The sequence below is a fragment of the Nocardia amamiensis NBRC 102102 genome, assembly GCF_001612745.1.
In the GTDB taxonomy this organism is placed as follows: domain Bacteria; phylum Actinomycetota; class Actinomycetes; order Mycobacteriales; family Mycobacteriaceae; genus Nocardia; species Nocardia amamiensis.
Genome location: NZ_BDBA01000014.1, coordinates 1 through 23,462 on the forward strand (window position 1 = coordinate 1; position 23,462 = coordinate 23,462).

A 23,462-nucleotide genomic window follows, 5' to 3' on the forward strand; every position below is an offset into this window, starting at 1 on the left:
CGAACGCCGCGAGCGCGCGAGCCGTGCCCGTCGACGACGAAGACGACGAATTCGACCTGGACGACCTCCCGACCTTCCTGGAGCCCTCCGACGACGGCGGTGAACTCATCGGGTCGATGGATCCGACCACGCCGCCCGTGCTGGGCGAATGGGCCGAGTACGAGTGAACTGGACGCTGACCCCGGACCAGTTCGCGCTGGCTTGGTCGCGCACCGACGGCGATCGAATCCCCTATCCCCTCGCCGTGCGCCTGTCCGCACGCGACATCGGCGAGCGCGCAGCGCAACTGCCCGCACTAGAGCGCTGGTGCGATGACGTACTGGACGCGGATCTGGAAGCCGCGCTGCGCGTTCTCGCGCAACCGGAGCTGCGGATCGAGGTGTTCGGTCAACGCGATTCGGCACCGGCCCTCCCGGCCACCGCTGCGCACCGGGATGGCGGGCGGTTGACGCTGCCTCCGGCACCGTCGAGGGATGGCGGACCGTTGACGCCGCCGGCACCGACGACCAATGACGAGCAGGCATCCGGGACGGCTTCGCGGCCGGTTCGGATTCTCGGCGCCGTCACCGGCAACGTCGCGGTGGTCGCGGCGCAGCGAGCGGGTGCCACGGCCGATCGCGGCGGCGACGTGCGGTTGTTCGTCGGCAGCTCGAAAACCCTGTGTGCGCGGGTGGTTTCGATGCTGCCGGAAAACGCCCCTGGCACCCTGGGGCGACTGACCGCTCCCCGTGCCCAGGTGGGTGAGGACAGCCGCAACCTGGTGACCATCCCGGTCGCCGGTCCGTCCACGCCTGCCCGGATCCGCAAACTGCTGAAGCAACCGCGCGATGGCATCGGCCAGATCGTCGTCTCCGCCCGCCGCGGCACGGGTGAGCCGCGCCCGTTCGGCGTGCTGTGCTGGATCGACGTCGTCGCCGACGGCCGTTACGCCGTGCGCACCGGCACCGACGTCGACATCGTCGCCGTGACCGCGGACCGTTTCGCCGCCCAGCTGCGCCCACTGGTCAGCGCGGCCGCGCGCACGTCCACGGCCTACGCCCAACGCTGAGCGCCCGACGTCCCGTCAAGCTCGGAACGGAACTCCGCTGCATGGAAGTGCGGCCCGGGACAGTACATCCCGGGCCGGATCTTCTGGCGCAGTGGCGGTTCGCGTTCAGATAGCCGCCTGCAAAGCCAGGGTGGCGATCACCGGCGCCATGTACAGCAGCGGGAACGGAGTGGTCTTGTAGGAGCGAGCACGCAGGGTGGTCACCACGGCACCGGCGAAGTAGAGGATGAGACCGATGGCGGCGGCCACGCCCACGGCCGGGATGAAGAAGCCGGCCACGAGGCCGACCGCCCCGGCGGCTTTGGCCGAGCCGAGCCAGTTCCACCAGGACCTCGGTACGCCGTACTCCTCCAACGACTCAACGACGAACTTCTGCCTGGTGAGCAGTGAGTAGGCCGAGAAGCCGACCCACAAGGCGGTCAGGACACCAACGATGTAATAAGCGGTGGTCATCGCCAATCACGTTCCCTTCACGGTTCGTTTCCACGTCTCTGCTGAGGTGACGATGGACCGGCCGCGAGTGTGACATGCGATGACAGCCACTGAGCGTGGTAACGGAGCGCGGTGGCCGTCGGCGTGCGCGGGGCGACCAGCCGACACCACGACCGTGGTGGGCCGGCACGGCCGATCGGGTCATCGGAGCCGACGACGCGATCGAACCGTTTACGGTGTACGAGTGCCACTCTATGAATTCGAAGGCAAACGTCCCCAGGTCGATCCGTCCGCGTTCATCGCGCCGACCGCGACGCTGATCGGCGATGTGCGGGTCGAGGCGGGCGCCTCGATCTGGTACGGCGCGGTGCTGCGGGCGGATCTGGCGCCGATCGTCATCCGGGAACGCGCCAATATCCAGGACAACGCCGTCCTGCACGTGCCGCCGGACGTGCCGATGGAAATCGGTTCCGGCGCCACCATCGCGCACAGCGTGGTGTTCCACGGGGCCGCGGTCGGCGCCGAGGCCATCGTCGGCAACGGCACCACGGTGCTGGACCTGGCCAAGATCGGGGCAGGCAGCATGATCGCCGCGCACTCGCTGGTGCCGCCCGGCGCCGAGATCCCCGACGGTGTGCTCGCCGCGGGATCGCCCGCCGAGGTGAAGCGCCCGATCGAGGGCACGCAAGCCCAGATGTGGGTGCGGCTGAATCCGGGCTTCTACGCGGAGCTGGCGCAGCGCCATCGCAAGGGCATCACCGAGGTCTGAGCGCGCTCAGCACAGCAGCGCGGTGACCTCCGCGTCTCCGAGCTGATGAAAGTCACGGTAGGCGCCGCCGACGCCGCCGAGCGAGCGCGGCACCCACGGACAGACCACCTCGTCGGCCTCGTCGGCAACCCGGCGCATCGCCTCCGTCGAGGCGACCGGGACTGCGGCCACGACCCGCGCGGGCTGGTGCAGGCGCGCGACCCGGCAGGCGGCCGCAACGGTGGCGCCGGTCGCCATCCCGTCGTCGACGATCACCACCGTGCGCCCTTCCAGCGGAATCGGCTGGACGTCGCCGCGCAGCACCTGCTTGCGCCGCTCCAACTCGGCGCGCTCCCTGGCCTCGATCGCGGCCACGTGCTGCTGCGACACTCCGGTGTGCGCCAGCACGTCCGAGTTGAGCACACGCACTCCGTCCTCGCCGATGGCGCCCATGGCCAGCTCCGGCTGCCACGGCACACCGAGCTTGCGGACCAAGAGGACGTCGAGGTCGCCACCGATCATGTCGCGCACCGCGGCGGCCACCGGGACCCCGCCCCGGGGCAGGCCGAGCACCAGCGGGTTCGACGCCCGCAGGTGTTCCAGATGCGCACCCAGCGCGCGACCGGCCGAGGCCCGATCGGTGTAGACCATCGATGCGAACGCTACTCCGGTCCACGCTCGGTGATCGCGAATCTGCGCAACGCGAGACTCGGGTTGGTGGTGCGCACCTTGCTCAGGTACGCGAGGTCGATGCCCGCGGTCAGCACACCCGGTTCGTCGCCGAGTTCCGCGAGCACCGCACCGCTCGGGTCCACGATCATCGAGGCGCCCGCACCGCGCGGTGCTGCCTGATCTGCGGCGGCCACGTACACGGTGTTCTCGATGGCGCGGGCACGCACCAGCGTGGTCCACTGGTCGACCTTCCCCGGCCCTGGTATCCACTGCGCGGGCAGCAGCAGCACCTGCGCGCCCGCGGCGGCGACCCGGCGCACCCCTTCCGGGAAGCGCAGATCGAAGCAGGTCTGCATGCCGAATGTGACATCCGCGACGGTGAAGGTGGCCGGCGCTTCGATCGCGCCGGGCTCGACCACGTCGGATTCCAGGTGCCCGAAGGCGTCGTAGAGGTGCACCTTCCGGTAGCGCGTGACGAGGCCGCCGTCGGGTCCGAGCACGACGAGAGTGTTGCGAATCCGGTCGCCGCCGGGGGCGACTTGCTCCACCGTCCCGGCGACCAGAAACACCCCGGACTCGCGGGCGATATCGCCGAGGCCGGTGACGAACGGGCCGGTCAACGGCTCGGCGACGGCAACGACCCGCTCGTCGAGACGGGTCACGGCAAACATCGAGTATTCCGGCGCGACCACCACGTGCGCCCCGCGCTCGCGGGCCGCGCGCACGTGTTCGCGCAGCGCGACGAGGTTGGCCGCGGGGTCGGTCGAGGGGGCGAACTGGACGACCGCCACGTCCAGCTGATTCGGCGTCCGTTCCTGATGCGTGGGCGAGTCGTCCAGTTGCATAGATCTCACCGTATTGGGGCGGTGGCCGAGACGGCCAGCACGAGGCAGTAAACTGCTGGTCAATGAGCACCAATCAGGTCGACAGCGTTTCTGGCGACGACGACAGGGACACCGACGGCCCGTCCTTCGCCGATCTAGGTATCGATGAGCGCATCCTCGCCGCCATCGCCGACGTCGGTTACGAATCGCCTTCACCCATCCAGGCCGCGACGATTCCCCCGCTACTCTCCGGCGCCGACGTCGTGGGTCTGGCACAGACCGGCACCGGCAAGACCGCCGCCTTCGCCATCCCGATCCTGATGGGATTGGAGGCCACCGGCCGGAGCCCGCGCGCGCTCGTGCTGGCCCCGACCCGCGAGCTCGCGATCCAGGTCGCGGAGGCGTTCGGCCGCTACGCCGCGCACATCCCCGGTCTGCATGTGCTGCCGATCTACGGCGGCCAGAGCTACGGCGTCCAGCTGTCGGGCCTGCGCCGCGGCGCGCACGTCGTGGTCGGCACGCCGGGCCGGGTGATCGATCACCTGGAGAAGGGCACGCTCGACCTGTCGCAGCTGCAGTACCTGGTGCTCGACGAGGCCGACGAGATGCTCAAGATGGGCTTCCAGGAGGACGTCGAACGCATCCTCGCCGACACGCCGTCGGATAAGCAGGTGGCGCTGTTCTCCGCGACCATGCCTCCCGCGATCCGCAAGATCTCCAAGCAGTATCTGCACGATCCGGTCGAGATCACGGTCAAGGCGAAGACCTCGACGGCCACCAACATCACCCAGCGCTGGGTGCTGGTCTCGCATCAGCGCAAGCTGGACGCGCTGACCCGGGTGCTCGAGGTCGAGTCGTTCGAGGCGATGATCATCTTCGTCCGCACCAAGCAGGCCACCGAGGAGCTTGCCGAGAAGCTGCGCGCCAGGGGTTTCTCCGCCGCCGCGATCAACGGCGACATCGCGCAGAACCAGCGCGAGCGCACCATCGGCCAGCTGAAGTCGGGTTCGCTGGACATCCTGGTCGCCACCGACGTCGCCGCGCGCGGGCTGGACGTGGACCGCATCTCGCATGTGGTCAACTACGACATCCCGCACGACACCGAGTCCTACGTGCACCGGATCGGCCGCACCGGCCGGGCCGGTCGCAGCGGTGAGGCGCTGCTGTTCGTCGCGCCGCGCGAGCGGCACCTGCTCAAGTCGATCGAGCGCGCCACCCGGCACCCGCTGACCGAAATGCAGTTGCCCAGCGTGGAAGACGTCAACGCCCAGCGCGTCACCAAGTTCGGCGACGCCATCACCGAGAACCTCGCCTCGTCGAATCTCGCGCTGTTCCGCAAGTTGATCGAGGACTACGAGCGCGAGCACAACATCCCGCTGGCCGATATCGCGGCGGCGCTGGCGCTCGGCTCGCACGACGGCGACAACTTCTTCATGGAGCCCGAGCCGGAGCCGGTCGAGCGCCCGCAGCGCGATCGTCCGCTGCGCGAGCGGCCCGCGCGGCGGCTCGATGAGGACCGCGGCGGGGCGCACCACCGCGTCAGCGGAACGGAGCTGGCGACCTACCGGATCAGCGTCGGCAAGCGGCATCGCGTGGTGCCCGGCGCGATCGTCGGTGCGATCGCCAACGAAGGCGGCCTGCGCCGCAGCGATTTCGGGCACATCAGCATCCGCCCCGATCACAGCCTCGTGGAGTTGCCCGCGCAACTGCCCGCGGAGACGCTGGAGGCATTGCGGCGCACCAGGATCAGTGGTGTTCTGATTCAGCTGCAGCTGGACCAGGGGCCGCCGCAGCACCGCACGTTCAGCCGCGGCCAGCGTCGGGAGCGCGAGGGCGCCAAGCGACCGGAGCGCCGCAAGCCACGCTCCTGAACCGGGGACGGTACGCCGAGGTCAGACGCATAGAAGCGGCAGGACGGAGTCCGTCCACAGCGCGCGGGGCCGAGCGCAAACTCGAGCAGCCACCCACGCGCCGGGCCCAGCGCAGGCGAGACAGCCGCCCACGCGCCGGGCCGAACGCAGGCTCGAGCAGCCGCTTATGCGCCGGGCCGAGCGAGGGCTCGAGCAGCCGCTCATGCGGCGGGCCGAGCGAAGGCGAGGCTGCCGCCTAGCTACAGTGTTGCCGTCCGTGCGCAACGAGGCGCACACGGCAGCGGGTGTCCCGCGAAGACACAGGAGGGCCGCGTTTGTTCGTGTTCGGTGATCGTGTCGTCTGCACCGCCGTCGATCTCGTGCGCGCGGCGCACTGTGAATTCGCCATGCTGCGTGCCCTCGATACCGAACTGGGCACCCTCCCGGCCGAACCCGGCATCGCCGCACCGGCACCCGAACGCGCACCCGACATCGATGACGCTCGGCAACGCCAACTCGCCGACTACCGTGCCCGGTTCCCAGGAGCGGTCGTCGAGATCGACCGGCCGCCGGACAACATCGGAGACCCGGCTGAACCGAGCGATGGAGTAAACGGTCGCACATCGGCAGCCAGCGATGGACCGAGCGGGCGCGCATCAGCACCGAGCGATGGAGTAAGCGGTCGCGCAGCGGCACGTATCGCGGCCCTGACGGCCGCGCACACCGACACCATCGCGGCCCTGCGCGCGGGCGCGCACGTCGTCCACGGGGCGACGTTCTTCGACGGCCGATTCCACAGCTCCTGCGACTTTCTGGTACGCGCGGAACATCGAGTCCGCTACACCGTGCACGGCGCCGCGCCCACGGCGGCGGACCGCGTCGGCGCCGCGCTCGAACTCGCCGCCTGCGCCGCCGCCCTCGACCGTTCAGGCGCGCTGACCGCGCCTTTCGTCCGGCTGCACCTGGGCGAGGAGAGCATGGCCGAGCCGCTGAGCGAGCTGCTGCCGGTGTACCGCGCGCGCAGGCGCCGCGTGGAGCGCATCGTGGACGAGAAACTCGGTGAACTGCTGCCGGTCCAGTGGGGCGACCCCCGCTATCTCGCCTGCGGCCGCTGCCGCACCTGCACCGCCGCTCTGTCCACCGCGCGCGATCTGCTGCTCGTCGCCGGAATGGCGTCGCCGATCCGCGCCCGCCTGCGTGAAGCCGGAGTGAGCACCATCGATCGCCTGGCCGCCGGCGAGGTCTCGGTGCCGGGTGTGCCGCCGCGCACCATCACGGCGCTGCGTCGCCAGGCGGAAATCCAACTGCGGCGCGAAGTTTCGGACGAGCCAACGTATGCCCTGACCGACCCGACCGCGCTCGGCGCGCTGCCGCCGCCCTCCCCCGGCGACCTCGCGCTCACCATCGGGGGCGGCGGGCGGATGCCCCGCACGGTCGAGATCGGCGGTCCGGACACGGTGCGCCTGTCCCTGCGTGGGCCTTCCGGCCCGGATGAGCCGGGCGGCGCAGCGAGCGCGGAACGCCGCGCGCTCGATCAGGTGCTCGACTATCTGGCGCAGCGGCGGCGGATGTATCCGGACCTGCACATCTATCACTACACCTCGGCGGCGCGCACGGCGCTGCTGCACTGCGCCGGGCAGCACAGCGTCGGCGAGGAGTTCGTCGACGAATTGCTCCGCGCGGGCGTCCTGGTCGACCTGTACCCGGTCATCCGCAACGCGATGATCATCGGCGAGCCATCCTATGACCTGAGCACACTGCGGCAAATGTGGCCCGATGCGGAACATTCGAGCGACGATCACACCGTATTGCGGCTGCGCGATTGGCTGCTCGACTGTGTGTCCGAGCAACGTGACACCCGAGCCAGTGCGTGGAGCACGGTGCACGTCGCAGGCGAGGAGGAGCCCGCGCCACCGTCCCGGCGATCGTCTCCGGGCGCTGGTGCGGCGGAACACCCCGCGGGACCCGAAGGCGCACAGCATCCTGTCGACCACGCCGCCGAGCAGCACATCGGACCGCAGGCGAGAGCCGGTTCGTGGCGGACCCCGGACGCACCGGACGCTCCGGAGCCCACACCACCCTCCCGGCGATCATCACCGGGCGCTGCCGCGACGGAATACCCTGCGGAATTAGAAGACGCACAGCATCCTGTCGACCACGCCGCCAAACAGCACATCGGACCGCAGACAAGGGCCCGTTCGTGGTGGACCCCGGACGCACCAGAGCCCGCACCACCCTCCCGGCGATCGTCATCGGGCGCTGGTGCGGCGGAACACCCTGCGGGACCCGAAGGCGCACAGCATCCTGTCGACCACGCCGCCGAGCAGCACATAGGAACACAGCCAAGAGCCGGTTCGTGGTGGACCCCGGACGCACCAGAGCCCGCACCGCCCTCCCGGCGATCGTCACCGGGGGCTGGTGCGGCGGAATACGTTGGGGGACCGGAGGGTGCACAGCATCCTGCCGAGCAGCACATCGGAACGCAGGCAGGAGCCGGTTCGTGGTGGACCGCGTCCGTCCCGGGCGCGCCGCCGTCCCGGCCGTCGTCGCTGGAAGCCGCCTTGGCGGAATACGCTGCGGGACTCGGGGATTCCCTGCACCCCGCAGCCTTGATGGCCGCCGCGCTCGGCTATCACCGGCGCGAGCGGCAGCCGCTGTGGTGGGCACATGCCGACCGGCTCAGCCACCCGGTGGACGAATGGCCCGACGCGCCAGGGGTTCTCGTCGCCGACTGGGGCACGGTGGACACCAAATGGCATCGCCGCCCCGACCTCCCGACCATGCGGCGGTATCTGACGCTGACCGGCCGGATCGGAACCGGCTCTAGTGGCGCGGCGGGGCCGAGTGTGCTCACCCCCGGCACGACCGTCTACACCTTCTACGACCAGCCGCCACCCGCGGGCATGGTCACCGCGGTCGGCCACCGGGCAACGGCCACGGCGACCGTACTCGGGTGCTCGGTGGACACCGAGTTCGACGACACCGTCCGGCTGGAGGAACTGCTGCCCGGAGGCTGCGAACCCTATGACGAGCTGCCGACCGCCATCGCGCCCGACCTGCCCGAATGGGACGAAAACGCCGAACTCGCGGTCGAACTGGCGGCGCAGCAGTTGCTCATGACCCTCCCGGACACGCCGCGGGAAGCGGTCTTCGACATCCTCGCGCGCCGCCCGCCCCGGCTCCACGGCGGCGCGAGGTTGCCCGAGGTACACGGCGATCATGCCGCGGCGATCACCGCGGCCGTGCGCGCGCTCGACCGCTCCTACGTCGCGGTGCAGGGACCGTCGGGAACCGGGAAGACCTCGACTACGGCCAGGGTGCTGGAGCGCTTGGTCACCAAGCACAACTGGCGCGTCGGCATCGTCGCGCAAGACCACGCGACCGTGGAGAACCTGCTCGACGCGATCGTGCGGGTCGGCGTGCTGCCGGAGCTGGTCGCCAAGAAGGACGCGGCGGCCGTCGCCCCGGAGTGGGCGGTGATCGACGCCGCCCGCTATCCGCGCTTCCTGGACAACGCCATCAGCGGCTGCGTACTCGGCGGCACTCCGGCCGATTTCGCGAACGACGATCTGGTGCCGCGCGAAAGCCTCGATCTGCTCCTGATCGCCGACGCGGGCCGCTTCGCGCTGGCCGACACCGTGGCCGTCGCCGCGAGCGCACGCAACCTGCTGCTGCTCGGCGATCCCGTGCCGTCGGCCGCGCGCGGGACCCATCCGGTTCCGGTCGGCGAATCAGTGCTCGGCTGGCTGGCCGAGGGACGCCAGACCCTGCCCTCCGAGCGCGGCTATTTCCTGGACCGCACCTGGCGGATGCATCCCGCGGTATGCGAACCCGTTTCCCGGCTGTACTACGACGGACGACTGCGCTCCAATGAAACCGTCACGCTGGCAAGGCGTCTGGACGGCGAGGAGCCAGGCGTGCAAACCGTCCTGGTCGACCACTACGGGAATGCCACCACCTCGCCCGCCGAGGCGCGCGAGGTGGTGCGCCGGGTCCGCGCGCTGCTCGGCATGTCCTGGACGATCGGCGCGACGACGCGCCGGGTGCACCCGCACGACATCTTCGTGGTCGCGCCCTACGCCGCGCAGGTGGGGCGGATCCGGACCATGCTGGCCCGCGCGAAGATCGAGGACGTGCTGGTGGGCACGCCGGATCGGTTCCGCGGCAGAGAAGCGGCGGTGGTGCTGCTCTCGATGACCACCTCCAGCCCCGCCGACGCCCCTTACGACATGCGGTCGCTGTTGTCCCGGGGGCTGATCCGCGCCGCGCTGTGCCGGGCCATGTGGAAGGCGATCATCATCCGCTCACCGCTGCTCACCGAGTATCTGCCCGCCACCATGGAAGAGCTGGCCGACCTGGGCGCGTTCCTGCGGCTGGGCTGAAAGCGGTCAGCCGAAGCAGACGCCCTCGCCGCGGTAGGTCGGCACGGAGACGCGGGAGCCGTCGGCGTCGACCAGGTGGAGGGTGTCGAACCGCTCGCACAGTTCACCGGCCTTCGCGTGCCGGAACCACACCCGATCGCCGATCCGCAGTTCCGCGGCTCCCGACAGCGGCGTCTGCACCTCTCCGGCGCCTTCGGTGCCGAGCAGCTTCAATCCGCTGGGCCACATCGGTTTCGGTACCCGGGACGGCCCCGCCGGTCCGGAAGCGATGTAGCCGCCCGCGAAGACGGTGGCGATCTTCCGCGTGGGCCGCCGCAGTACAGAGGTGGCGAAATACAGTGCGGGCCTAGGGGTGAACGACCGGTAGTGGTCGAACAGCGTCGGTACGTAGAGGCCCGATCCAGCGGTCACCTCGGTCACGTCCGGGTCGGCAATGCTGACTTCGATGGACCCGGTGCCGCCGCTGTTGACGATCTCCAGTTTGCCGGTCACCGAGCGGACCGCGTCGAGCACCTTTGCGCGCCGCTTGGCGATCTCCGCCGCCGACGCCCGCTTCACCAGGCGCACCGCGGCGTTCGCGTCGGGCAGCCCGGCGATCTGCGCCTCGTAAGTCATCACGCCTACCACGTCGAACCCACGGCGCAGCGCGTCGCTCGCCAAGGCGGCCGTTTCCTGTGGCGTCCGTACCGGAGACCGGCGGACACCGAGGTGCAACGGGCCGATGCGCAGGGAGGCGTCCACGTCCAGGCAGACCCGGGGGCGCACCCGGTCGGTGCCGAGGGCGGCGCGGGTCAGGTCGAGCTGGGCGGCGTCATCGATCATGAGCGTGATCGATCGCAGCAGGATGTCGTCGGAGGCCAGCTCGGCAAGCGCCGCGCGGTCCACGGTCGGATAGCCGAGCAGGACGTCACGCGCCCCGTGGCGCACCAGCCAGATGGCCTCACGCAGGGAATAGGACATGATGCCCGCGAAACCGCCCGCGGCAGTGAGGTCCGCGCCGAGGACTTCGGCGAGAACGGCGCGGCAGCGCACGGATTTGCTGGCCACCCGCACCGGGACACCGCCGGCGCGACGCGCCAGATCGGCGGCGTTGGCGCGCAGGACGGCCAGGTCGAGGGCGGCCAGGGGCGGGTCCAACTCGGCGGTGGCCGCGTGCAGCCCCGCGATCGGCGACGTCTCGGTCACCAGGACAACTCAACCATCAAACTGGTCGATCGTCCAGTATTCCGGAAAAGCTAGACCTCGACGGCTTTGGTGACCAGATTGCTGGTCATATCGTCGAGGACCACGAGCATGGTCTCGTCGTTGCAGTCGGCAAGCCAGCGCAAGACGGTGCCCTGCACAAGCGAGACGACAAGGGATGCGATCGACTCGACCGGCTCCAGCCACTGCGTTTGCGAGCGTTCCGCGCACAGCTCCAAAAACGCGGTGACCTCCGCGTCCTTGTCGCGATAGAACGCTGCCGCAATCGGGTCCGGCACGCAGCTGTTGGCCGTCTCCCAGTTCGTCCGCAACGCTTGCACGGTCATCTCGTATGACCTGACCTGCTTGATCGGAGTGGCCTTGACCAGCGGCCAGTACGCGCTGATTCCGGCGTGCAGCAGCACGCGCAGCGCGCGGAGGCCTGTGTAGTCGAGTGTTGCCGCCGCCTGTTCGACGGCCTCGAGAACGGCCGGCCGTAGCCGAATCTCCGTTATTACTTCTCCACCTGCGCTCAACGACGACTCCCTCGGCGAAAGAACACTTACGCACCTCGGTCGGCACGACTCGCTGAACATGGCGGGCAACTTCTAGAAAACTCCACGCTGCCCGGTCCAACGTTCATCAATGTTAGAGGGTTTTCCGGTTTAAGAAACGGGTTCGTTGGGTATTTCCGTACTGGAGGAATGTTTTGTTACCCAACCGCGATCGCGATGCAATGGACCCGTGTCGCCCGGAATCCCCGCTATGACGGGCCATCTCGGACCCACCCGGTCATCGACAGACCGTAGAAGAGGCTACGGTCCGCAAGCCCAGCATCCCAGGTCTTGTGACGAACACCACACTGGAACCGCCCAAATCGGTCAGCTTATTGTGTGAGGTTCGATCCGCGATGGACATCCTTTCGTACCGCGGGGCCGATAGCCTGGATCGGTGACTCTCTCGCCACCCGCCGATCAGTACTTCCTCTCCGGCACCTTCAACTTCCGGGACACCGGCGGCCTGCGCACCGATGACGGCGCCAAGGTCCGCCCCGGGGTGCTGCTGCGCTCGGCCCAGCTGAGCGGACTCGACGAGGCGGGCCACGCCGCGCTGCGCGAACTGCGCGTCACCGACGTGCACGACCTGCGCGGACACCGCGAGATCGAGCACATCGGGGCCGATCGGCTGCCCGCGGACGTCCGGCTGACCGTCACGCCGTTCGATTCCAGAATGGCCGAGGCCCCGCCCCATGAGGCGACCGCGCGGACGGCGTACACGCACATGCTCGAGGTCTACCGGATGTTCCCGGCCTTGCCCGAGGCGCACGCCGCCATCGCGGCGCTCGCCGAATCCATCCTGCGCGGCACCGGCGCCGTGCTGGTGCACTGCGCGGCGGGCAAGGACCGCACCGGCTGGGCCGTCGCGACACTGCTGCGCGCGGTCGGCGTCGCCGAAGCCGATGTGCGGGCCGATTACCTGGAGAGCAACGGGGCGATCCCCGCGCTGCGCTCCTTGATGACGTCGAAACTGCTGAGTGGCGAGGAGGTCTCGGTGGACCTGCTCGGCGTGCGCGAGGAATACCTGGAGACCGCTACGGTCTCGATGCGGGAGCTGCACGGCGATCTGCGCGGCTATCTCGGGGCCGTCGGCCTGACGCCCGAGCTGCTCGCGCGCCTGCGCACCCGCATGCTGGAGTGAGCCCGGACTACTCGGCGGGCACCGCTTCCCGGCGCACCAAACCGTCGGCGTCGATCGTCACTTGGTCGCCGGTGTGGAACCAGGTTCCGGTGAAACGCGCCGCGGTGGTGGTCGGGTCGTCCCAATAGCGTGGTGTGACGTTCGGCCCGCGGCACAGCAGTTCCCCGTGTCCCGCGGTCGCCTTCGGGCCCCACAGCGCCAATTCGGTACCGCCGAACGGGAATCCGAGCACGGCGTCCAGACCCGACGGGTCCGCCGCCTGCTCGGCGTCGTCCACCGCGAGGCCGATGCCGCTGGTCTCGGTCGCACCCCAGACCGACCACTGCCGAGCAGCCGGGAATACACCGCGCAGTTCGGCCGTCAGGTCGACGCCCCCTGTCGACGTAATGCGGGTGGCCGGCGCCGCGGCGCGTTCGGCACGGTGACCGGCTTTGCTGATCCGCGCGACGCCCTCGGTGCACAGACCTTCGGCGCGCAGTTCGGCCAGTCCAGGCACCAGGCGCGCGAAGATCCGCGGCGTCGCGGAGACCATGTCGATGCGCTCGTCCGCCATGGCTTCGGCCATGCGGCGGCAGTCCCGGGCGAGCACGACCGTGCCACCGACCGCGAAAGTCGGCAAAAGCTGATCGACACAGCCACTGGCGTGCGCCAACGGCAGCAGCACCAGATTGCGCAGGCCGTCGGTCGGCAGATCCAGGGCGGCGACCATGGAGCGCACTGCGGAGAGCAGGTTCTCGTTGGTCAGCTCCACCCCCTTGGGCGTGCAGGTGCCGCTCGTGTAACACAGCAGCGCCAGATCACTCAGCGCCGCACCGTCATCGATGTACGCGGCCCCGTCGGGCAGCTCTGTCCCGCCCCCTGGACGACCGAGCACGAAATCGGCACGGCTGTCGACGATCACGCGCTCGGCCACCGCCTCGGGCAACCCGTCGGGCACCAGCACCGGCACCGCACCGCTGAGCAGGGCGCCGAGGAATGCCTGCACCCAGCGCGCGCCCGAGGGCATGTGGATGGCGACCCGATCGCCGTAGCCGATCCCGTGCTCCTGCAAACCGCCGGCGATCCGGGAGGCGGAGTGCCACAGCTCCCGATAGGTCAGGCGCGGGCCGCCGACCTCCACCACTGCCTCACGGGTGGAAAACGCGTGGACCTGCAGATCCAGTAGCTCGGTCAGCGCTGGTGTGAGGTTTCCGTAGCGCAGCACCCCGTCGGCGCCTCGAGCTAGCGGGTTATCCCAGACATGTGGGCCGGTCAGGGGGTATTCGACGAGAAACTGCGACATTCGTCCTCCGCGTGCCTCGAGTGAGCAGGCACTGCGACTATATGACTCGGGTCACAATCTCGCTGGGATAGGCGACTAACGTGTCCGACCTGTCACCGCCCGGTGTAGCTGGCCTTGCCCGGGCCCACCTCGAGAAAGCTGCGCACCGCGCCCTGGAGATCGGCGGTCTCGAACAGGGCGCCGGACACCTCCGGTGTCACCGAATCCGCATGTGCCACACCGCCGGAACGCCACGCCTCGATGATCCGCTTGGTTGCCGCGTGCGCCTTCGTCGGGCCGTCGGCCAGCCGGTGGGTCAGCGCCCTGGCGGCCGCGTCGACGTCGTCGTGCACCGCGTTCACCACACCCCACTCGGCCATCGTCGCCGCGTCGTAGAGGTCGCCGGTCATCACGAACTCGCGAGCACGTCCCGACCCGGCGCGCTCGGCGAGACGCTGCGGGCCGCCCATCGACGGGGTCAGCCCGACCACGGTCTCCACCAACCCGAACTTCGCCTTCGGCGCGGCCAGCAGGATGTCGCAGGCGAGCGCGATCTCGAAGGCCGCGGTCAGGGTCAATCCGTGCGCGGCGAACACCACCGGGCACGGCAGCGCCTCCAGCGGGTGGATGATCTGCGCGAACAGCGTCTGCCACAGCTCGGCGCCCTGCTCGGCGGTCAGCCCGTCGAACACGTGCACGTCCACACCGCCGGACACCACCTTGCCCTCGGCGCGCAGCAGCACCGCGCGCGGCGGTCGCGCGGACAACTCGGCGATGTCTGCGATCAGCGCGTCCAGCATCGCCCGATCGAACAGATTGAGCGGCGGATGGGCGAGCGTCAGGGTCGCCACCTCGGCGCCGGCATCGGTGCGGTCGCGTTCCAGGCGGGTGGCCTTCGTTTCACTCATCCGGTCAGCCTAGGCGTAGGGCCACCTGGCTCCGGCCATGCGCGGGCCGACGACCGACGGCCGACAGCAACGACTATGCGTGCCCCTGTTTCCGACCCGGCCATGCGCAGGCTGAAGACCGGCTACGTTCGACAGCGCCCACCAGGTCCTGAATCTGCAAAACTGTCCAAGTGACCAAGTCGGCTAGCGAAAGCGGTTCCTACGTCGAGCCCGGCGAGTTCAAGAGGGACACGAACTACATCACCACCCGGATCACGGCCGACGGCCGCGACGGCTATCGGGTCGAGCCGGGGCGCTACCGGCTCGTCGCGGCGCGGGCCTGCCCGTGGGCCAACCGCACCTTGATCGTGCGGCGCCTGCTCGGACTCGAGCAGGTGCTCTCGCTCGGCCTGTGCGGTCCCACGCACGACAAGCTCAGCTGGACCTTCGACCTGGATCCCGGCGGCGTCGACCCGGTGCTCGGCATCCCCCGGTTGCGCGACGCCTACCTGGCGCGATTCCCGGACTATCCGCGCGGCATCACCGTGCCCGCCATCGTGGACGTGCCGAGCGGGCAGGTCGTCACCAACGACTATGCCCAGATCACGGTGGACTTCTCCACCGAGTGGACCGACTATCACCGGCCCGGCGCGCCGCAGCTGTACCCCGAATCGCTGCGCGCGGAGATCGACGAGGTGAACCTCGCCGTATTCCGCGACGTCAACAACGGCGTCTACCGGTGTGGGTTCGCCGGCGCACAGGACGCCTACGACGCCGCCTACGACCGGCTCTTCAACCGGCTGGACTGGCTCTCGGAACGCCTTGCCGCACAACGCTATCTGGTCGGCGACACGATAACCGAAGCGGACATCCGACTATTTACGACACTGGCGCGCTTCGACGCCGTCTATCACGGGCACTTCAAGTGCAACCGGTCCAAACTCACCGAGATGCCCGTGCTGTGGGCGTACGCGCGCGATCTGTACCAGACCCCCGGCTTCGGCGACACCATCGACTTCGGGCAGATCAAGACGCACTACTACGTCGTGCACAGGGACATCAACCCGACCGGAATCGTCCCGAAGGGTCCCGACCTGGCGAACTGGTTGACCCCGCACGGCAGAGAAGCCCTCGGCGGCAGCCCGTTCGGCGACGGAACCCCGCCGCCCCCGCCACCATTGACCGAACGCGTACCTGCCGTGCAGGGCCCCGCATAACGTTGCCCCGGCCGAGTCCGAGCGAAGGCGAGCCGGCCTAGTGGAACCGATCCACCTGGGTACTTCGTTGTCATGACGAGCTGACGGCAACCGGTGCCATACAGTTCAACCCAGGAGACCGGAAGAGGAGGATGCCGCCGATGCTCAAAGGCGCGTTCGAGAAGACGGTGGTCGAGCTGCTCGATACCGGGTCCCGCCTGCAGGCGCCCGCGGTCGCCAGGTATGTGGACCGGATCCGGCGCTCCCATCCCGACGAAACCCCCGCCCAGATCATCGAGCGGTTGGAGAAGCAATACCTGCTCGCGGTGACCGGCAGCGGCAGCGCGGTGGGCGCGACCGCCGCGCTGCCCGGTGTCGGCACCATCGCCGCGGTCGCCGCGGTGAGCGCGGAAACCACCTTCTTCATGGAGGCATCCGCGGTGTTCACCCTCGCGGTGGCCGCGGTGCACGGCATTTCGCCGCAGGATCAGGAGCAGCGCAGGGCATTGGTGCTGGCCGTTGTCCTGGGCGAGAGCGGCATGGAGATCGTGCAGAAAACCGTCGGCTCCTCCGCGAAGAACTGGGGCACGGTGTTCGCCAACCGGATTCCCGGGCTGTCGAGCATGAATGATTCGCTGCTGAAGCGGTTCATCGTCCGGTTCATCACCAAGCGCGCTGCGCTGATGGCGGGCAAGGTGCTGCCCGCAGGCATCGGCGCCGTGATCGGCGGCGCGGGCAACCGCGCCCTGGGCAAGGCCACGATCACCAACGCGCGCAACGCATTCGGGCCGCCACCGGTCGTCTGGCCGGCCGACCGGTACCTGATCGTCGACGCCGATCCGCTCACCGCGATCGACCCGGCGAAGCCGCAACCTCCGGGCACGCCACGATGAGCGTCCGCCGCGCGTCCGCCGGGGCCCGTCCGGTCGCGTTCGCGGTCCGGGGATTGACCAAGCAGTACGACCTTGCGACCGCCGTGACGGACGTCAGCTTCACCGTGCCCTCCGGCACCACCGCGGCGCTGGTGGGTCCGCGGGGTGCGGGCAAGACCACTATCCTGCGGGCGCTGCTCGGGCTCGTCGCCCCCAGTTCCGGTACCGCGTCCGTGGTCGGACCGGGTCCGGCGCGACCCGACGCCGCGGCTTCCGCTCGGGTCGTCGGCGGCGTGCTCGCGCCCCGCGGACTGCATCCGGCTCGGACAGCGCGAGAGCACCTGCTGATCTACGCGGCCGCGGCGGGCCTCCCGGATACGCGGGTGGGCGAGGTGCTCGAGCTCGTAGGGCTGGACGAGCACGCCGCGACCAAGATCGTCAACCTGTCGAGCGGGCAGCAGACCAGGCTCGCGCTGGCTACCGCGCTGCTCGGCGATCCTCCGCTGCTGGTGCTCGACGATCCGATGGACGGACTCGACACCGCCGAACGCGGCTGGTTGCAGGAATTCCTGCGCAGGCACACCCGCCGCGGTGGCAGCGCCCTGCTGTCCAGCGAGAGCCTCGCCGCCGTGCTGCCCGGCGCGGACCACCTGATCGTGCTGAGCGAGGGCGCGGTGGTGTACCAGGGCAGCCCGGCCCGGCTGCGGCGCGGACATCCGGACCGGCTGGTCGTCGCGGCGTCCCCGCCCATCGCGCTGGCGACCATGCTTGCGGCCCAAGGGTTTACCGACGCGGTGATCCGCCCGGATGGCCGCCTCGCCGTCGCCGAGGCCGGCGAGGCGCAGATCCGAGCGGCCGCGACCGCGGCGAAGGTGCGGATCGACAGCATCGTCTCCGACCCCATCCACCCCGACCGGGTGCTCGCGTCGCTGACCAAATCCACCGCCGCGCCTGCGCCGCACTATCCCGGCCTCGCGCCCGGCACCCAGCAACCGTCGCCGCTGCCCTACGGAATCCCACGATGATCGCTATCCTCCCCGCGGACTTGGTGCCGGCCGTCAACTCCGAGATCCGCAAGGTCGTCATGATGCCGCGCGGCCAGCTGCTCGCGGGCACCGTACTCGTGACCGCGCTGATCGCGAGCATCGCCTCGGCGGGCCTGGCCGGACCGCCGGACCCGCGCGGCGAGCCTGCCACCGGCGCGGCGACGATCGGCCTCTACGTCGGTCTCGGCGTCGTCGCGCTGGCGGCCGCCGTCTTCGGCGCGGTGAGCACCGGCGCAGAGTACCGGTACCACACGGTGCCGGTGAGCGTGCTGTTCACCACCGACCGCGATCGGTTCGCTGCCGCGAAGTTCCTGGTCATCGGGTGTTGCGCGGTGGCGGCGGGCGCGGCCGTTGAACTGGTCTCGCTCGGCGGCCTGTTCGCCGCGGGTCGCTCCAAGATCGCCATAACCGCGGAGTTGTTCGCCGTGCTCGGCGGCGGGCTGCTCGCCGCCGTCTGCTGGTCGCTGATCGGCGCGAGCACGGGCATCCTGGTGCGCTCCTCGTCCAAGGCGCCGGCGCTGCTGCTCGGCTGGATCGGGCTCGCCGAACCACTGCTGTGGCTGGTCAGCCGCGGTCTCGGCATCCCGGGCGTGGTGACCCTGCTGCCCGTCTCCGCCACCGTCGGCACCGTTGCCGTCGGCTCCTTCCCGGACAGCGATTTCCTCGCCCCCACCCCGGCCGCCGTCGTGGTGCTGCTGCTGTGGACCATCGGCCTGGGTGCCGCGAGCTGGTGGAGCCTGCGCACCCGCGACCTGTGACCCCACGCCGGGAACAACGGCGTGTCGGTGGGCGTCGGTACCGTCGATGAAGAACGCGGTACGACGAAGGGGGCGAGCTGGCGTGGTGGACGGGGGCGGCCAACCAGGATGGATACGCAGGCTGTGGGCCGAATGTCGGCCGCACCGCGCGGTACTTGCCGGGATCGGGGCGGCGATTCTCGGCGGCGCGGTCATCGAGACGGCGGGGCCGCTGCTGACCAAAAAGGCCATCGATGCGGCCGGTGTCGGTGACACCGCTGCCATCAGTGCGGTCGCGGGCCTATTCCTGGTACTGGCCGTCAGCCGCTCCGCAGCCGGATTCGGGCGGAGGTTGCTGGCCGGACGACTGTCACTGGACGTGCAGCACGCGCTGCGCGTGAATCTCCTCGGCTCGCTGCAACGGTTGGACGGCGTCGGCCAGGACACCCTGCGCACCGGGCAGGTGGTGTCGCGGTCGATCACCGATCTCCAGCTGGTGCAGGGCTTGATGGCGATGGCGCCGCTGTCGGGTATGGCGCTGCTGGAATTCGTGCTCTCCGCCGTGGTCATGATCTGGCTCTCGCCGCCCCTGGCCGCCGTCGCGCTGCTGGTGGTGCCCGCGATCGGACTGGTGGTCTACCGAATGCGCCCCCGGTTGCACGCGGCGACCTGGTCCGCGCAGCAGCGCGCCGCCGACCTCGCCCAACACGTCGAGGAGACGGTCACCGGGGTGCGGGTGGTGAAGGGCTTCGGTCAGGAAGCGCGGATGGTCGACCTGCTGGAAGGCCACGGCCGCAGACTGTTCGCGGAGCGGATGCGTGCCGCGAAGATCGACGCCCGCTTCGCCCCGACGGTGGCGACGATTCCACAATTCGGCATGGTCGCGGTCATCGCGCTCGGCGGACTGCTCGCCCTGCACGGCAGCATCGGGATCGGCACCTTCGTCGCGTTCGCCGCGTACGTCGCCGTCATGACCGGCACCGCGCGCATCCTCTCCTCGGTGATCGTCATGGCTCAGCTGACCAGGGCGGCGGCCGAACGGGTGTTCCAGGTGATCGACACCGCGCCGGTCATCGCCGACCCGGATCGTCCGGCGGAGCTGCCGGACGGGCCGCTCGGCATCGAAATCGACGCGCTCACCTTCGGATTCGATCCCGATCAGCCCGTTCTGCGTGAGCTGGACCTGCGCATCCGGCCCGGTGAGACGGTGGCCATCATCGGCCCGGCAGGGTCGGGCAAGTCCACGCTTGCCCTGCTGCTCCCCCGGTTCTACGCACCGGACTCCGGCCATATCCGGCTGTTCACCGATGCCACACCGCGCACCAACCCGGGCGATGGGTTCATCGACAGCTGGAATAGTCCGCACCCCACGCCGCGCACCGACTCGGCCGACCCATTCACCATCACGCAGAACGGTCCGCGCACCGCGGCAAACACCGACGCGGCCGTCGAGCGGAGCCGGTCGAGCAACACACCGAGCACCGACCCGGCGAACGCGTTCACCGCACGGAACAGTCCGCACCCCACGCCGCGCACCGACTCGGCTGACCCGTTCACCGTCACACGGAACGGTTCGCGCAGCGCGGCAAGCGCCCACACGCCCGATTCATCGGCAGTGACGTGGAGCGGGTCGAGCAACGCACCGAGCACCGACCAGGCGGATGCGTTCACCGTCACACGGCATGGCGCGAGCACCGCGACACTCACGGCGGAAACCGCCGGTGTCGATATCGCCGACCTGCGCGCCGCCGACCTGCGCGCGGCCATCGGCGTCGTCTTCGACGACCCCTTCCTGTTCTCCGACACGATCGCCGCGAATATCGCGCTCGGCCGCCCGGAGGCCACCGACGAGGAGATCAGGCAGGCGGCCGCGCAAGCCGCGGCCGATGAGTTCATCGCCGAGTTGCCGGACGGATACGACACCGTGGTCGGCGAGCGCGGCCTGACTCTCTCCGGTGGCCAGCGGCAGCGGATCGCGCTGGCCAGAGCACTGCTGGCGCGCCCGCGCATCCTGGTGCTCGACGACGCCACCTCGGCCGTGGACGCGGTGACCGAGGCGGCCATCTTCGATGCGCTGCCGGACCACGGCGGCCGGACCACGCTGATCCTGGCGCATCGGGAATCGACGCTCGCCCATGCCGATCGCGTGATCAGGCTGCCCGCACCTGTCGGACATGTCGCCCCGGCCCCGGACAGCGCCCCCTCCGGGACCGGAAAGGGGCGTGCGCCGGGGCGTTCCGACGGTGGCCGCTTCTCGGGCGCGGCAACGGACGTGAGCGAGACCCCCGAACTGCGCCGCACCATCGAGCGCCTGCCACCCGCCACCGAGCAGCCGGGCCTGGACGTAGAACGTTTCCGCGAACCCGATCCGCGCTTCGGGCTGCGCCGCATGCTGCGCCCGGTGCGCCGGCTGGTGCTGACGGTGATGGCGCTGCTGGCGGCCGACGCGGTGATCGGCGTCGCGTTCCCGCCGCTGGTGCGCTACGCGATCGACGGTGGCGTGCTGGGCGATGACGCCGCGGCGCTGGTCCGCGCCACCCTGCTCGGCGCGATGCTCGCCACCGCGGGCTGGGCGGTCGGGGCGGCGACCACCGTGCTGACCGCGCGCACCGGGGAACGGGTGCTGTTCGGCTTGCGGGTCCGCAGCTTCGCGCATCTGCAGCGGCTCGGGCTGGACTACTACGAACGCGAGCTGTCCGGACGGATCATGACCCGGATGACCACCGATGTCGACGCGCTGTCGACATTCCTGCAAACCGGGGTGGCCACCACCCTGGTCGGCCTGCTGACGCTGGTCGGCATCGCGGTCGCGTTGCTGGTGATCGATGTCTCATTGGCGCTGGTCGTGCTGGCGACGGTGCCCGCCTTGGTGCTCGCGACGGTGCTGTTCCGGCGGGTGTCGTCCATCGCCTACACCGTCTCGCGGGAGCACGTGTCGGCGGTCAACGCTGATTTCCAAGAAAACGTGACGGGGCTGCGCGCGGTGCAGGCGAACCGGCACGAGCCGCGCGCGGCCCGTCGGTTCGCGGAGTATTCGCAGCGCTACCGCGACAGCCGTTTGCGAGCTCAGCGGGCGATCGCGCTGTACTTCGCATTCGTCGTCGGATGGGCCGACGTGGCGCTGGCCGCGGTGGTGTTCTTCGGTGCGCGGGAGGTCGCTACCGGCGCGACCAGCGCGGGAACGCTGGTCGCGTTCGTGCTCTATCTCCAACTGCTGTTCGGTCCGATCCTCCAGCTGTCCCAAGTCTTCGACAGCTACCAGCAGGCCAGGGTCGGTCTGCGGCGGATCGGGGATCTGCTGCGCACGCCGTCCTCGATCACCGCCGACCCGGTCGATCCGGTGCCGATCGCGCAGGGGTTGCGCGGCGATGTCGCCTTCGATGACGTCCGCTTCCGGTACGCGGGTAGCCGGGTCCCGGCCCTGGACGGTGTTTCTCTGCACATCCCGCGGGGTTCCAGCCTGGCGCTGGTCGGGCCGACCGGCGCGGGCAAGTCGACCGTCGTCAAGTTGCTGGCACGTTTGTATGACCTGCCTCAGGACGAGTCGAACCATTCCGGCGGTAATCCGCCAGAGCCGAATTCCCCGAAGATCCCAGCGTCGAACCCGGCCGATTCCGTGGATAGCGCGTCTCAGCACAGTGCCACCAGTTCGCGGCAGAACGATAACCGCGCCTCCGAGCCCGGCTCTATCCGTGTGGACGACGCCGACATCCGCGACTACCGCCTGGCCGAATACCGCTCACGTCTCGGCATCGTCCCGCAGGAAGCTCACCTTTTCACCGGCGACGTGGCGAGCAACATTGCATTCGGGAAACCATTCGCGACCGCCGAGGAAATCGCCGCGGCCGCCGCCGCGGTGGGCGCGAGCGACATGATCGCCGCCCTCCCACTCGGTATGCGGCAGCCGGTCGGCGAACGAGGCCGCGGCCTGTCGGCGGGCCAGCGTCAGCTGATCGCGCTCGCCCGCGCCGAACTGGTCGCTCCGGACTTGCTGCTGCTCGACGAGGCCACCGCGACGCTGGACCCGGACGCCGAGGCATCGGTGCTGGCAGCGAGCCGATCGCTGAGCCGCGATCGGACCACGGTGATCGTCGCGCACCGGCTCGGCACGGCCGCTCGGGCCGACCGGATCGCCGTGGTCGACCACGGCCGGATCGTGGAATTCGGCCCCCATGCGGAGCTGCTCGCAGCGGGTGGGCCGTATGCCCGACTGTGGGCAGCGGCCCACGAGTCCGGGGGAATATTCTCGAGTATCGACGAGTCGTCACCTATGAGGTCGGGGGTGTCGGGTGGTCAGTGAATCCGCCGATTTGCTGCTGGGCCTATCCTCAGATAGGGCGCATCGGCGCGCATCCGCTGATCCCCGTGCCGGGCACGTCACAAACGTCGCAGCGCGAAGAACGAAATGAGGCGAACACCTGCTGTGAGCAGCTCAACTTCCCAGTTCGGTCAGAACCAATGGCTGGTCGACGAGATGTATCAGAAGTTCAAGCAAGATCCATCTTCCGTCGACGAGAGCTGGCATGAGTTCTTGGCCGACTACACGCCTGAGGCGAGTGGCGATTCCGGCAACAGCCAGGCCGCCCCCGCGCCCGCGCAGGCCGCCGCTCCGGCTCCGGCTCCGGTC

At 69.8% G+C, this 23,462-nt stretch carries 18 protein-coding genes; 11 read left to right on the forward strand and 7 right to left on the reverse strand.

Annotated elements, in window-relative coordinates; all coding sequences use genetic code 11:
• Positions 1-148 precede the first annotated feature (148 nt).
• A complete protein-coding gene (locus NA4_RS03840) occupies positions 149-1,048 on the forward strand; it encodes an ESX secretion-associated protein EspG (protein ID WP_245671089.1) in 900 nt (299 codons plus the stop codon).
• Between the two features lie 105 nt (positions 1,049-1,153).
• On the opposite strand, the gene NA4_RS03845 is transcribed toward NA4_RS03840, so the two are convergent.
• A complete protein-coding gene (locus NA4_RS03845) occupies positions 1,154-1,501 on the reverse strand; it encodes a DoxX family protein (protein WP_067463930.1) in 348 nt (115 codons plus the stop codon).
• Positions 1,502-1,724: 223 nt separating this feature from the next.
• Between NA4_RS03845 and NA4_RS03850 the strand changes: the two genes are divergently transcribed.
• Positions 1,725-2,249, forward strand: coding sequence for a gamma carbonic anhydrase family protein (locus tag NA4_RS03850; RefSeq protein ID WP_067463932.1), 525 nt, complete (start codon positions 1,725-1,727; stop codon positions 2,247-2,249).
• 6 nt (positions 2,250-2,255) lie between these two features.
• On the opposite strand, the gene NA4_RS03855 is transcribed toward NA4_RS03850, so the two are convergent.
• Complete coding sequence (locus NA4_RS03855; RefSeq protein WP_067463933.1) at positions 2,256-2,879, reverse strand: phosphoribosyltransferase; 624 nt, start codon at positions 2,877-2,879, stop codon at positions 2,256-2,258.
• Between the two features lie 11 nt (positions 2,880-2,890).
• A complete protein-coding gene (locus tag NA4_RS03860) occupies positions 2,891-3,745 on the reverse strand; it encodes a carbon-nitrogen hydrolase family protein (RefSeq protein WP_067463935.1) in 855 nt (284 codons plus the stop codon).
• Positions 3,746-3,807: 62 nt separating this feature from the next.
• On the opposite strand from NA4_RS03860, the gene NA4_RS03865 reads away from it, so the two are divergent.
• Complete coding sequence (locus tag NA4_RS03865; protein ID WP_067463937.1) at positions 3,808-5,595, forward strand: DEAD/DEAH box helicase; 1,788 nt, start codon at positions 3,808-3,810, stop codon at positions 5,593-5,595.
• A gap of 320 nt (positions 5,596-5,915) precedes the next feature.
• A complete protein-coding gene (locus tag NA4_RS42435; RefSeq protein WP_245671090.1) occupies positions 5,916-9,956 on the forward strand; it encodes an AAA domain-containing protein in 4,041 nt (1,346 codons plus the stop codon).
• A gap of 6 nt (positions 9,957-9,962) precedes the next feature.
• On the opposite strand, the gene NA4_RS03875 is transcribed toward NA4_RS42435, so the two are convergent.
• Both NA4_RS03875 and NA4_RS03880 read right to left on the reverse strand, forming a co-directional pair.
• The gene (locus NA4_RS03875; protein ID WP_067463940.1) at positions 9,963-11,141 is read right to left on the reverse strand and encodes an amino acid deaminase/aldolase; all 1,179 of its coding nucleotides are present in this window, start codon (positions 11,139-11,141) and stop codon (positions 9,963-9,965) included.
• 50 nt (positions 11,142-11,191) lie between these two features.
• A complete protein-coding gene (locus NA4_RS03880) occupies positions 11,192-11,674 on the reverse strand; it encodes a TetR family transcriptional regulator (protein WP_067463942.1) in 483 nt (160 codons plus the stop codon).
• Between the two features lie 415 nt (positions 11,675-12,089).
• Between NA4_RS03880 and NA4_RS03885 the strand changes: the two genes are divergently transcribed.
• Positions 12,090-12,836, forward strand: a complete 747-nt coding sequence (locus NA4_RS03885) for a tyrosine-protein phosphatase (protein WP_067463945.1) — start codon at positions 12,090-12,092, stop codon at positions 12,834-12,836.
• Between the two features lie 7 nt (positions 12,837-12,843).
• Here NA4_RS03885 and NA4_RS03890 read toward each other — a convergent pair whose 3' ends face one another.
• Together NA4_RS03890 and NA4_RS03895 are read right to left on the reverse strand one after the other, a co-directional pair.
• Entirely contained in the window at positions 12,844-14,118 is a 1,275-nt protein-coding gene (locus NA4_RS03890; protein WP_067463947.1) for a class I adenylate-forming enzyme family protein, read from the reverse strand.
• Between the two features lie 92 nt (positions 14,119-14,210).
• Positions 14,211-15,005, reverse strand: coding sequence for an enoyl-CoA hydratase/isomerase family protein (locus tag NA4_RS03895; protein ID WP_067463949.1), 795 nt, complete (start codon positions 15,003-15,005; stop codon positions 14,211-14,213).
• Between the two features lie 170 nt (positions 15,006-15,175).
• On the opposite strand from NA4_RS03895, the gene NA4_RS03900 reads away from it, so the two are divergent.
• The 6 genes from NA4_RS03900 to NA4_RS03925 form a co-directional block, all read left to right on the forward strand.
• On the forward strand, positions 15,176-16,201 hold the full coding sequence (locus NA4_RS03900; protein ID WP_067463950.1) for a glutathione S-transferase family protein: 1,026 nt from the start codon (positions 15,176-15,178) through the stop codon (positions 16,199-16,201).
• A gap of 140 nt (positions 16,202-16,341) precedes the next feature.
• Positions 16,342-17,073: a hypothetical protein gene (locus NA4_RS03905; protein WP_067463952.1), complete on the forward strand. Its 732-nt coding sequence runs from the start codon at positions 16,342-16,344 to the stop codon at positions 17,071-17,073.
• Positions 17,070-18,077 carry an ABC transporter ATP-binding protein gene (locus tag NA4_RS03910; protein ID WP_067463954.1) on the forward strand — a complete coding sequence of 336 codons (1,008 nt, stop codon included), beginning with the start codon at positions 17,070-17,072 and terminating at the stop codon, positions 18,075-18,077. The genes NA4_RS03905 and NA4_RS03910 overlap by 4 nt, the downstream gene beginning before the upstream one ends.
• Positions 18,074-18,856 carry an ABC transporter permease gene (locus NA4_RS03915; RefSeq protein WP_067463957.1) on the forward strand — a complete coding sequence of 261 codons (783 nt, stop codon included), beginning with the start codon at positions 18,074-18,076 and terminating at the stop codon, positions 18,854-18,856. The genes NA4_RS03910 and NA4_RS03915 overlap by 4 nt, the downstream gene beginning before the upstream one ends.
• A 46-nt stretch (positions 18,857-18,902) precedes the next feature.
• Entirely contained in the window at positions 18,903-23,135 is a 4,233-nt protein-coding gene (locus NA4_RS42440) for an ABC transporter transmembrane domain-containing protein (RefSeq protein WP_157128787.1), read from the forward strand.
• A gap of 105 nt (positions 23,136-23,240) precedes the next feature.
• The coding region (locus NA4_RS03925; protein WP_157128788.1) for a 2-oxoglutarate dehydrogenase E1 subunit family protein at positions 23,241-23,462 on the forward strand (222 nt) is incomplete at its 3' end.

Excerpts from the sequence above, each read along its gene's own strand:
- NA4_RS03890 (WP_067463947.1), bottom strand. The coding sequence starts at position 14,118 with ATGTCGCAGTTTCTCGTCGAATACCCCCTGACCGGCCCACATGTCTGG.
- NA4_RS03865 (WP_067463937.1), top strand. The coding sequence starts at position 3,808 with ATGAGCACCAATCAGGTCGACAGCGTTTCTGGCGACGACGACAGGGAC.
- NA4_RS03895 (WP_067463949.1), bottom strand. The coding sequence starts at position 15,005 with ATGAGTGAAACGAAGGCCACCCGCCTGGAACGCGACCGCACCGATGCC.
- NA4_RS42440 (WP_157128787.1), top strand. The coding sequence starts at position 18,903 with ATGAAGAACGCGGTACGACGAAGGGGGCGAGCTGGCGTGGTGGACGGG.
- NA4_RS03840 (WP_245671089.1), top strand. The coding sequence starts at position 149 with ATGGGCCGAGTACGAGTGAACTGGACGCTGACCCCGGACCAGTTCGCG.
- NA4_RS03860 (WP_067463935.1), bottom strand. The coding sequence starts at position 3,745 with ATGCAACTGGACGACTCGCCCACGCATCAGGAACGGACGCCGAATCAG.
- NA4_RS03905 (WP_067463952.1), top strand. The coding sequence starts at position 16,342 with ATGCTCAAAGGCGCGTTCGAGAAGACGGTGGTCGAGCTGCTCGATACC.
- NA4_RS03910 (WP_067463954.1), top strand. The coding sequence starts at position 17,070 with ATGAGCGTCCGCCGCGCGTCCGCCGGGGCCCGTCCGGTCGCGTTCGCG.
- NA4_RS03855 (WP_067463933.1), bottom strand. The coding sequence starts at position 2,879 with ATGGTCTACACCGATCGGGCCTCGGCCGGTCGCGCGCTGGGTGCGCAT.
- NA4_RS03915 (WP_067463957.1), top strand. The coding sequence starts at position 18,074 with ATGATCGCTATCCTCCCCGCGGACTTGGTGCCGGCCGTCAACTCCGAG.
- NA4_RS03845 (WP_067463930.1), bottom strand. The coding sequence starts at position 1,501 with ATGACCACCGCTTATTACATCGTTGGTGTCCTGACCGCCTTGTGGGTC.